Below are 10,429 nucleotides of genomic sequence, written 5' to 3' on the forward strand. Positions count from 1 at the left end.
CCTCGAATTGAACGCATTGATGACCTCTGAATACGAGCATCTTCAGGTTGTTTGGGTATTACCTCATCGAATTTTCTGAAGGATAAGAAAATGGGCTTTTCACTTTCCTGGGTGGCGGTTAAAACCGAAAACCAAGATGCCGTGTTGGAAACGTTGGGATTTACGGCAACGACAGAAACCGACGAGTATTTTGAATCTGACTTGGCAGGCGTTGCTTTGCGGGATGATTGGTATCTGGTGGTTGGACAAGGGTCGAACAACCTCATTATTGCCAAAGAGTCGTTGGCAGAACTGTCGCGAATCGGCATGGCCATCGCCTGTTCGGTAGAGGAGCATGTAATGGCGTCTTCCGCCGAGTGTTGGTTCGCTGGTGAGAAGCGTTGGCAGGTGACGCACAATGCACAGGAAAGCCGTATGAACCTGACAGCGGAAGGGCAATTGCCTGCGAGATTTGAGACGTTGAAAGTGCAGTATCTGGCCGATCAGGCAGAGGATGGTGGTGAGTCGGCAGATGTCGACCATGTCTTTGAAGTCCCTTTGGCGTTAGCCAGTACGCTGGTGGGCTTTAAGCACGATGAAGATTGCAGTGATGTGTTTGCTAATGGTCTGCCTGTGGTGCTTTCAGGTAGCCATGAGTCAGAAGCGACTTTCACTTTTGAAATCAAAAAGCCATGGTGGAAGTTTTGGTGATAGCTTCCTCAGTCTTGCAATGATTTTTATGCGTTTTTTTGGCAAGTGGATGATGCTGCTTGATTGGTTTTCACCCGAAACCGGAGCATGCTCGGTCTAAACGGTGTTTGCACTCGAAGCATAGGGTTGCGCAGTGTAGACTGCTCGCAGAACTGACCCGATGACATGAGGTACATGATGCAAACCCCGACGCAAGCAAAGAATGCTTACTTGAACACACTCCAAACGGTTTTTGGCTTTGAAGGATTACGCGGTGGTCAGCAGAATGTGGTCGAAAGGGTATTGGCGGGGCATTCCTCTGCGGCCATCTTTCCAACAGGTTCGGGCAAATCTCTCTGTTACCAGCTTCCTGCGCTTCATCTTCCTCACCTGACTTTGGTGATTTCTCCGCTACTTGCGCTGATGAAAGACCAGCTCGATTTTCTGCGCGGAAAGGGCATTGCCGCCGCCTCGATTGATTCTTCCCTGACTTATGACGAATCGCGCGAAGTCATGCGTTCGGTGAAAGCAGGTGAAACCAAAATCCTGATGATTTCTGTCGAGCGTTTGAAGAACGAGCGCTTCCGCCAGTTTATTTCCTCGGTGCCGATTTCTCTGCTGGTGGTTGACGAAGCGCACTGTATTTCAGAGTGGGGGCATAATTTCCGTCCTGATTACCTGAAACTGCCGGCTTACCGCGCCCAGCTCAATATTCCTCAAGTTTTGCTTCTTACCGCGACGGCAACGCCGCAGGTTATCGAAGACATGCGCAATAAGTTCGGCATCGCCCCCGAGAATGTCGAGGTAACCGGCTTTTATCGTCAGAATCTGGATCTCAACGTGCTTCCTTGTGCGGAAGAGCAAAAAGACGTAGCCCTGCTGAGTTTAATGCAGAGCGTCGCGATTCCTCGGCCCACTATTGTTTACGTCACCTTGCAGCAAACTGCTGAGAGTGTGGCAGGTAAACTCAGAGCCGCAGGCGTCGCCGCGCAGGCTTACCATGCCGGTATGGCAAGTGATGATCGCCAGCGGATTCAAAACGCTTTTATGCACGGTGAAATCAACTGCATTGTGGCGACCATTGCATTCGGTATGGGCGTGGATAAAGCGGATATCCGTGCGGTCATTCACTACGATTTGCCAAAATCGGTGGAGAACTATAGTCAGGAAATCGGACGGGCAGGGCGTGATGGTTTGCCGTCGGTCTGTTCTGTGCTGGCCAACCGCGAATCGGTCAGTGTCTTGGAAAACTTTGTGTATGGTGACACGCCGGATTTGATCGCCATTCGCGCTGTGATTGATGAGATTGGCTCGACACCTGTGGGTAGACCGTGGGAAGTGATGCTGACCCGCCTTTCCAAAGAATCCAATGTGCGCCAGTTGCCGCTCAAAACCTTACTGGTTTACCTCGAGCTTGCAGGCATCATCGAGCCGCAGTTCAGTTACTTCGCTGATTACCGCTTCAAAATGCTGGTGGAGCCTGAGCAGGTATTGAACCAGTTTGAAGGCGAGAGAAGACAATTTGTGGAAGCGATTTTCCAATGCTCGCCAAAATCGCGCACCTGGCATAGCGTAGATTTTGATGCGCTTTGGCAGGGCTACAGCGCGGAAAGAAAGCGTGCTGTTACTGCGCTGGATTACTTCGCTGACAAAGGCTGGATTGAGCTTGAAAGCAAGCAGATGATGGACGTTTACCGCGTTACTCAGCTTGAGGCGTGTCAGGGTGAGCAGGCAGCGCAACTGAGCGAGCAGATGCATCAACTCTTCCTCACCAAAGAAGCGTCGGAAATCAACCGCGTGGAAGCCATGCTGTCGCTGTTTGAAACTGGCACCTGTTTGAGTCATCGCTTGGCAGCGTATTTCGCTGACCAACATGCGCCAGCGCAGTGTGGGCATTGCTCTGTGTGTCGTGGCAATGTTGCATTGTTGCCAAAAGCCAGCGCTCAGGCAGAACTGGATGCCGCGGAGTTACAGCGTTTGCTTCAGCCTTTGCTTGATGCCGCTGCCAAAGACGGCACGCAAGTCTCGGCAGAGGCGGCGACGAGGTTCCTTTGTGGTATTGCCACGCCACTGACCGGACGTTTACGCGCCGGGAAAATGGAAGGGTTCGGCAAGCTGGCTGCCTATCCGTTTGCTCAAGTGAAAGCGCAAGTGGTGGCATCGCGTCTTTAACCCGTTTGGAGGTGCGCCGAATCTGGCTTAAATGGTATGATTCGGCCAATAATTCGGGAAAATAGCGCCCGCTACGGAGTCAACATGGCAAAACTATCCCTACAAGAGCAGATGCTTCAAGCTGGTCTTATCGACAAAAAGAAAATGAAGAAGGCCGGTAAGAGCTCGAAGAAATCGCGCACGCTGGCAAAAGAAGCCAAAGCCGCCGTTGAAGAAAAGCGCGCTGCGCAGGTGGCTCAGGATCAGGAACTGAACCGTCAGAAGCAGCAGGAAGCCGAGAAAAAGGCGATTGCCGCGCAGGTGAAGCAATTGGTCGAGATGAACAAGATTGACCGCAAAGACGGCGATATCGGGTACAACTTCACTGACGGCACGCTGGTGAAGAAGATTTACGTCGATAAAGCCACCCAAGACCAACTGGTGAATGGCCGCTTGGCGATTGCCCGTGATGGTGAAGGTTACGCGATCGTTCCTGGTGTGGTGGCGGACAAAATTGTTCAGCGAGATGAAAACACTATCGTGTTGAACAACACGGTGGATGAGCAGGCGATGGACGAGGACGATCCATACGCAGACTTCAAGATCCCTGACGATCTGATGTGGTAAGCGCAGCCTGTTGATGAACAAGAAAAAGCCCTGTCTCCGGACAGGGCTTTTTGCTTTTCTACCAATCACAGTAGGTCGCAGATACTTACTACGATTGGTATTAGCTGGTGGCTTCCGCTGGCCGTTTTTTCTTGCGGTTTCTAGGGTGATTCACCGGCACTGCCGATAGTAGCGTTTGGGTGTATTCATGTTGCGGGTCGGCATAGAGGGCTTTTGCGTTGCCGTATTCCACCATGTTGCCGAAATACATCACGGCGACGTTATCCGAAACCTGACGCACCACGGAAAGGTCGTGGGAGATGAATATCATTGCCAGGTTCATTTCCTGTTGCAGCTTTAACAGCAAGTTCAGGATTTGCGCCTGTACTGATACATCCAATGCGGAGACAGATTCGTCACAAATCAGTAGCTTGGGTTTCAGTGCAATCGCCCGTGCAATACCGATACGCTGACGCTGACCGCCGGAGAACTCGTGAGGATAGCGACTGGCCGCTTCTACGGGCAAGCCAACTTTTACTAAGAGTTCCTCTACCCATTGTTTGCGCTCTGCGCGGGTGCCGATGTTGTGGATCTCGAAAGGCTCTTCCAGAATCATGCCCACAGTGTGGCGCTGATTAAGGGATTCCAGCGGGTCCTGAAACACGATTTGCATCTCTTTACGAAGCGGACGCATCGCACGCGGGCTGAGGTCTGTGATGTCTTTGCCTTCAAAGAATATCTTTCCACCTGTTGGCTCATAAAGCTTTAGGATGGTGCGCCCAAGGGTGCTTTTTCCACAGCCAGATTCACCGACCAAACCCAGGGTTTCGCCACGTTTCACGCTGAAGGAAACGCCATCCACCGCCTTGATGGTGTAGCCCTTTTTGAAAATACCTTTGCCGGAAACGAAGTGTTTGCAAAGGTTGTCGATTCTTAGCAACTCTTCCATGTTTAACCTCGAAATTCCGGAAACAGCGCAGGGTCGATCTCAGGGATATCGATCAACTGCTTGGGTTCGGTGGTCAAATCCGGCATCAGGCCGAGTAAGCGCTTGGTATACGGGTGCTGAGGATTATCAAACAGATCGAAAACGTCTGCATTTTCAACGATTTTCCCACCATACATCACCGCCACATCGTCACAGATTTCCGCGACTACGCCCAAATCGTGGGTGATGAATATCATCGCCATGCCGGTTTCTTCCTGCAGGTCATTCATCAGGTCGAGAATGGAGGCTTGAACCGTCACATCCAGCGCGGTCGTTGGCTCGTCACAGATCAGAATATCGGGTCTGCAGGCCAATGCCATCGCAATCATCACACGTTGTCGCATGCCGCCGGAAAGGTTATGCGGGTATTCATTGAGCCGTTTTTCGGGCATCGGAATTTTGACTTTTTCCAGCATTTCAAGCGCGGCAGCCTGCTGCGCTTTCTTGCTCATCTCCGGGTTGTGGAGTGCCAGCACTTCGGTCAGCTGTTTGCCAATGGAATGCACCGGATTCAGCGCGGTCATCGGATCCTGAAATATCATGGAAATCCGGTTGCCGCGCATTTGGTACATTTCTTCCGGTGGCAAGCAGACTAAATCGGTACCGCGATAGAGGATCTCGCCGGCGGTGACCTGCCCATAAGGCTTGGGCAGCAAGCCCATGATGGACATGGCAGTGACGCTTTTACCACTGCCTGATTCACCGACCAAACCTAGGGTTCGGCCTGCCATGACATCGAAATTCACGCCGTGGAGGATTTTCACCACGCCGTCATCGGTAGTGAATTCTGTTTCTAGTCCGCGGACGCTGAGAACCGGTTCCGTCATCTTTCCTGCCTTATCGCTTGTAGCGATCGTCAATCACTGTCACGGGTTCAAATGCTTTGCCTTCGTCCATGGCTTTGAGCGTTTCTTTTTTCACCTCTGCATCAATCCAGAAGGTGCTCAAACCATAAATGCGGCCAACGGTGAACAGGTAATCCATTCTTTTCTGCATCGGGTTTTCTGGATACTGCATCCAGCGCCAGTAGCCTTGACGACTCCATGGCAGGATGTAGCTTGGCACGACGACAGACGCATCTTGGATAATGCGTTGGATTTCATGAGCCAGTTGCTGTTTTTTGGTCAGGTCAAACTCAGAGCGGTATTGGGTGATCAATTCATCCAGCTCTGGTGTGCTGAAATTATTGAAGTTATTGGTTTGCGGCTTATTCGCGTTTTCAGAGTGGAAGTACTCCCAATACCCAGGGATCTCTTTTGCACCCATGTTGATGAAGGCTAATTGGTGCTTTTTCTCCGACATGTATTTGAAGCCGGTAGCACCATCAATCAATTTGAGTTGGAAATCGAGTCCGGCCAGTTTCGCTTGCTCTTTGAGATAAGCCATGCGTGGTGTCCAGGATGGATATGGGTAGACCAACTCGAAAGACAGGCGCTCTCCTTTGTCGTTGACGCGCACACCGTCGCCACCGACGCTGTCAAAGCCCGCTTTCGTGAAATGGGAAATCGCTAACTCTGCATCGAAGGCTGGTGGCGTTGCTCCTTCCCAAGAGTATTTTCCGTTACCTGATCCTGTGGCGTGTGGCTTACGGGAATAGTCTCCGCGGATCAGCTTTGCGATCAAACCGTCCATGTCCGTAGCATGCATGATGCCGCGACGGATATTGATATCACCTAATAGCGGCTGAGCGGTATTGAGCCACAGTCCCCCGGCACCCTGAGGCACTTCGTTGAAGCCCCAGAAACGATGAACATAGCCTTTTTGGTAGACTTCGCCATCTGTCTTTTCATGCCAGACTTCTGGCAAGGTCAGCTCGAACACATCCAGCTTGCCTTTTTCAAAGTGTTGGCGGGCAAGATCCTGGTCCCTGATCACTGTGAAGCGTATTTTGTCGACGTTATAGCGGTTCTGATAGTACTTGTTTTCGTAACCCCACCAGTCGTCACCGACGTGTTTCAGCGTCAGGCTCTTACCCTTTTTAATCTTGTCGACAAAGTATGGGCTTGCTGTCGGCTCTGCTTTGAAGTTGTATTTACGGACATAGTCGTCGTCCATGCCATCGCCGTTTTTGTCTTTCCCTCGGCTGAAAAAGTGCGCTGGCTTGGGGTTCAGGCCACCGACTGTCAGCATTAACTCTTCCTGATTTTTCTCTTCTACCGTACTAACAGCAAGCGTGTGGTCGTCGATTTTCACCACATCGGCAATGGTGTTGGTGTAGTAGTCGTTGTAGTAGGGCGCAACAATGTCTTTGGAGCGGTAAAACGTGAGCATAAATTCGAAATCGTTTGCCGTGATGGCTTTACCGTCGTTCCACTTTGCGTCTGGATTGAGTTTGAAATAGACCGTTTTGTTGTCGCCAGCAAATGCCCATTCGGTTGCAATGTCAGGTATCCAGTTCAAGGTGTCAGGGTGGCGCGTGACGAGTCCCGGCACTTCATCGAGGAAGTAAGTGCGTAAGCCTGAGTTTGAGTCTGGCCCCACGGTGCGAAGCGTGAGAGGGAAGCTGGCGAGGTGAGTGCGCAATGTCCCGCCACGCTTGGCTTTGTCAGACGCAAATACCGGATCGTCCCTGTTTGTCTGCCAGTCAAGGTTGGCAGGAAGTTCAGCGGCTTGCGCGGTGAAAGCGAGTGCGCTTAAAGCGGCGAGTGTGGTCAATTTAAACATGGTCACTTCCTTGTCAGACATAACGGGTGAATTTTTTCGGGTCGAATGCAGCGCGAACCGCATCGCCAATAAAGGTCACCATGGTGAGCACCAGCACAGTGGCGGTGACCACTGAGGTAACAATCCATGGACTGTCGAGATTCGATTTACCTTGCTGTAGCAGCTCGCCCCAGCTCGGTGTTGGTGGCGCAAGACCAAGGCCAAGGTAATCCAGAGCCGTCAGCGCAGTGATGTTCGCCACAATGGTAAAAGGTGCCAGAGTGATCACCATGACCATGGTGTTAGGCAGAATATGTTTCAGCAGGATACGTGTAGTAGAAGCGCCAAGTGCTCTCGCGGCCATCACATATTCCCGTGCAGATTCCTTGTAGGTCATGGTCCGCATGTACCAGGTTATCCCCATCCAGCCGAATATGACGTTGATGGCGACAAAGAGGGTAAAGGTGGGCTTGGTGATAGAGACCAGTATCATGATGACGTAGAGGAATGGGATCATCGACCAGACTTCAATAAAGCGTTGGCTGATAAGGTCGAACTTGCCACCGAAAAAGCCCATGGCACAGCCAATCACAGTACCAATCGCAAAACAGATGGTCATGGTGGTGAGGGCGTACATCATGGCGATGCGGAAGCCATAGAACAGACGTGCCAGCACGTCACGGCCAATCACATCGGTGCCGAGGTAGTGCTGTGATTCAATGCTTGGCGCATACGGCGGGAATTCACCCTCGATAAAATCCTGCTCATAAGGGTTCCAAGGCACCAATGGCATGATGACGAAGTTGCCGTTGTCTTCTTCTTCAAACAGGGCTTGAAGCTCTCGGTAGTTGGCTTCGCTTTGGTAATCCTGTCCAAACTCGGTGCCGAGGCGAACATCGCTGACCACAGGGAAGAACAGCTCGCCGTTGTAGCGCACCATCAGGGCTTTGCTGTTAATAAAAAACTCGGCAAACAGGGAAAGCAGTAACAGGGTAGAGAGGACAATGAAAGACCAGTAACCCGGTTTGATTTCCTTGAAGCGTTTGATCTTCTTTTGCGTCAGTGGGCTGAGAGTCATCATCATTCACCAAACCTTACACGCGGATCCACGAGTGCCACACAGATATCTGAAACGATGTTACCCACCAGAAGCATGGCGGCGTTCAGTGCCACAATGGCCATCACCACCGGATAATCCCTTTCCATAATGGCTTCATAGCCAAGCAGGCCAATACCATCGATGTTGAACACCACTTCGATGAGGAAGGAGCCTGTGAGGAAGAACAACAGCGAATTACCGAAATGGCTCGCCAGAGGTATCAAACTGTTCTGCATCGCGTGTTTGCGCACCGCATCTTTAAAAGGCAGGCCCTTGGCAATGGCGGTGCGGATGTAGTCAGCGGAGAGGTTCTCCATCAGGTTGTTCTTCATGGTGATGGTCAGGGTGGCGAAATCACCGATGATGTAACAAATCAGTGGCAGCACGGCATGCCAGAGCACGTCTTTGATCATCTCGCCTTTGGACTCTAAATCATCAAAGTCGTCAGAGGTAAACCCTCCCATGGGGAACCAATCGAGGTGGAAGGAGAAAACACTCAATAGCAGGATGCCGACCACGTAACCCGGAAGGGCATAACCGACGAAAATCAGCACGGAAGAGGCGTTATCAAAGGCAGTATTGTGCTTCACGGCCTTGTAGTAGCCGAGAGGGATAGAGACCAAATAGGCAATCAGGAAAGTCATGCCGCCGTAAAACATGGAGACGGGAAGCCGCTCGATAATCATATCCAGTACGGGTTCGTAGTAGCGGGTAGATTCACCAAAGTCCAGCACCAACAGACGGTTCAGCCACTCCCAATATGCTTCCATCACAGGCTTGTCGAGACCGTAGAAAGCTTTCAGCTCTTCAAGCTGATATTCATCCAGCGAGGAGTTGTCCTGAAAACTCTGGGTTTGCGCCGACCCTTCCTCCATAAACTGGGATTGGGCAAGCATGCGCTCAACGGGCCCACCCGGCACAAATCGGGTGATGGCAAAGATCACTAATGTGATGCCAAGAAATGTGGGAACGACGAGCAATAACCGTCGCAGTAAATACGCTAACACAGACTGACTCTCTCCCTGTCCACTATGGTCAAAAGACCTTACTGCCTAAATATGATGGCAAATCATTAAAATTCAGGGTGATATTTGCAGACAACCCTACTTTTCCCTGCAGAATTGTCGGTTATAGAAATCCTGAAAGTGAATTGTGTTACGTCTTTGTGATGATTTCATCGCCCAAGAGACTTATTGCGAATTAACTCAAAAATTCACTTTAGGGTTCAGGCTACGCCAACAAAGGGTTTGACACTATCTTCTTGAACGTTATCTGGGCATTTTGTGCATCAAAAATGAGATATTAATTTCCCCTTGAAAAAGTAAGCAAATGGAGAGATTATCCGCGCCCTCCCTGTTCACACTAAGTGCTATTAACCATGAACTTTACTCAGTTTGACTCTCTGCCACCGCCGCAGATCGCGGAGCGTGCTGCAGAAATTGGTGTAGCGAAAGCAACCAAAGACCCATTCAAATCGTTCCTTCTGGCGATATCCGCCGGTATTCATATCGGTATTGCATTCATTTTCTATTCGACAGTGACCACTGGTGCTGGTGACATGCCTTGGGGTATGACGCGCTTTGTTGGTGGTTTGGCATTCAGTCTGGGGTTAATCCTGGTGATCATTACCGGTGGCGAGCTATTCACGAGTTCGGTACTCACTTTGGTGGCGCGAGCCAGTGGTAAGATTACCTGGGGCGCGTTGTTTAAGAACTGGCTGGTGGTATACGGCGGCAACCTGATTGGTGCGATTCTGCTGGTGATCTGTATGTTGATCGCTCAGCAATACATGTTCGGCAACGGACAAGTGGGCATTAACGCCATGAATATCGCGCAGCACAAATTGCACCATGGCTTTTTCCAGGCAGTGGCACTCGGCATTATGTGTAATGTACTGGTGTGCATTGCAGTATGGATGACCTACTCAGGCCGCACTTTGACTGACAAGATTCTGGTGATGATTCTGCCAGTGGCGATGTTTGTGTCGGCAGGCTTTGAGCACTGCATTGCGAACATGTTCCAGGTGCCGATGGCGATTGGTATCAAATACTTTGCGCCAGAGTCTTTCTGGGCAATGACAGGCATGAACGTGGCAGACTTTGCGGATCTGACCTTTACCCATTTCTTCATCAACAACCTGGTGCCAGTAACCTTGGGCAATATCATCGGTGGTGGCCTGTTTGTTGGTATGTGGTATTGGATGATTTACCTGCGCGACTAATACCAATCACAGTAAGTAGGTGATCAGAAATAGCGCAGGAAAAATGCTCGAG

Annotated in this window: 9 protein-coding genes; 4 read left to right on the top strand and 5 right to left on the bottom strand. The window is 50.9% G+C overall.

Annotation, left to right across the window (positions count from 1 at the left end):
* Positions 1-90 precede the first annotated feature (90 nt).
* The 3 genes from RN22_RS24190 (at position 91) to RN22_RS24200 (ending at position 3,447) form a co-directional block, all read left to right on the top strand.
* On the top strand, positions 91-690 hold the full coding sequence (locus RN22_RS24190; RefSeq protein ID WP_046308488.1) for a hypothetical protein: 600 nt from the start codon (positions 91-93) through the stop codon (positions 688-690).
* A 174-nt stretch (positions 691-864) separates the two neighbouring features.
* Positions 865-2,841, top strand: a complete 1,977-nt coding sequence (locus RN22_RS24195; protein ID WP_046308489.1) for an ATP-dependent DNA helicase RecQ — start codon at positions 865-867, stop codon at positions 2,839-2,841.
* 84 nt (positions 2,842-2,925) lie between these two features.
* Positions 2,926-3,447 (top strand): DUF2058 domain-containing protein, encoded by a 522-nt coding sequence (locus RN22_RS24200; RefSeq protein WP_002540911.1) that lies wholly within the window; start codon positions 2,926-2,928, stop codon positions 3,445-3,447.
* 100 nt (positions 3,448-3,547) lie between these two features.
* Here the strand turns inward: RN22_RS24200 and RN22_RS24205 are convergent, their stop codons facing one another.
* From RN22_RS24205 to RN22_RS24225, 5 genes are read right to left on the bottom strand one after another with little or no spacing between them, the layout of a single operon-like run.
* Positions 3,548-4,375 (bottom strand): ABC transporter ATP-binding protein, encoded by an 828-nt coding sequence (locus RN22_RS24205; protein WP_082111467.1) that lies wholly within the window; start codon positions 4,373-4,375, stop codon positions 3,548-3,550.
* A 2-nt stretch (positions 4,376-4,377) separates the two neighbouring features.
* A complete protein-coding gene (locus RN22_RS24210) occupies positions 4,378-5,241 on the bottom strand; it encodes an ABC transporter ATP-binding protein (RefSeq protein WP_082111468.1) in 864 nt (287 codons plus the stop codon).
* A 10-nt stretch (positions 5,242-5,251) separates the two neighbouring features.
* Complete coding sequence (locus RN22_RS24215) at positions 5,252-7,078, bottom strand: extracellular solute-binding protein (protein WP_046308490.1); 1,827 nt, start codon at positions 7,076-7,078, stop codon at positions 5,252-5,254.
* 13 nt (positions 7,079-7,091) lie between these two features.
* Complete coding sequence (locus RN22_RS24220) at positions 7,092-8,138, bottom strand: ABC transporter permease (RefSeq protein WP_046308494.1); 1,047 nt, start codon at positions 8,136-8,138, stop codon at positions 7,092-7,094.
* Positions 8,138-9,163 (bottom strand): ABC transporter permease subunit, encoded by a 1,026-nt coding sequence (locus tag RN22_RS24225; RefSeq protein WP_046308491.1) that lies wholly within the window; start codon positions 9,161-9,163, stop codon positions 8,138-8,140. Before RN22_RS24225 ends, RN22_RS24220 begins: the two co-directional genes overlap by 1 nt.
* Before the next feature lie 371 nt (positions 9,164-9,534).
* Between RN22_RS24225 and focA the strand changes: the two genes are divergently transcribed.
* Positions 9,535-10,377 carry a formate transporter FocA gene (gene focA, locus RN22_RS24230; RefSeq protein WP_046308495.1) on the top strand — a complete coding sequence of 281 codons (843 nt, stop codon included), beginning with the start codon at positions 9,535-9,537 and terminating at the stop codon, positions 10,375-10,377.
* Positions 10,378-10,429: the final 52 nt, after the last annotated feature.

This window comes from Grimontia sp. AD028 (assembly GCF_000973155.1).
GTDB classification, from domain to species: Bacteria; Pseudomonadota; Gammaproteobacteria; order Enterobacterales; family Vibrionaceae; genus Enterovibrio; species Enterovibrio indicus.

Coding starts and splice junctions, on each gene's coding strand:
- focA (WP_046308495.1), top strand. CDS start 9,535: ATGAACTTTACTCAGTTTGACTCTCTGCCACCGCCGCAGATCGCGGAG.
- RN22_RS24220 (WP_046308494.1), bottom strand. CDS start 8,138: ATGATGACTCTCAGCCCACTGACGCAAAAGAAGATCAAACGCTTCAAG.
- RN22_RS24195 (WP_046308489.1), top strand. CDS start 865: ATGATGCAAACCCCGACGCAAGCAAAGAATGCTTACTTGAACACACTC.
- RN22_RS24215 (WP_046308490.1), bottom strand. CDS start 7,078: ATGTTTAAATTGACCACACTCGCCGCTTTAAGCGCACTCGCTTTCACC.
- RN22_RS24190 (WP_046308488.1), top strand. CDS start 91: ATGGGCTTTTCACTTTCCTGGGTGGCGGTTAAAACCGAAAACCAAGAT.
- RN22_RS24200 (WP_002540911.1), top strand. CDS start 2,926: ATGGCAAAACTATCCCTACAAGAGCAGATGCTTCAAGCTGGTCTTATC.
- RN22_RS24210 (WP_082111468.1), bottom strand. CDS start 5,241: ATGACGGAACCGGTTCTCAGCGTCCGCGGACTAGAAACAGAATTCACT.
- RN22_RS24205 (WP_082111467.1), bottom strand. CDS start 4,375: ATGGAAGAGTTGCTAAGAATCGACAACCTTTGCAAACACTTCGTTTCC.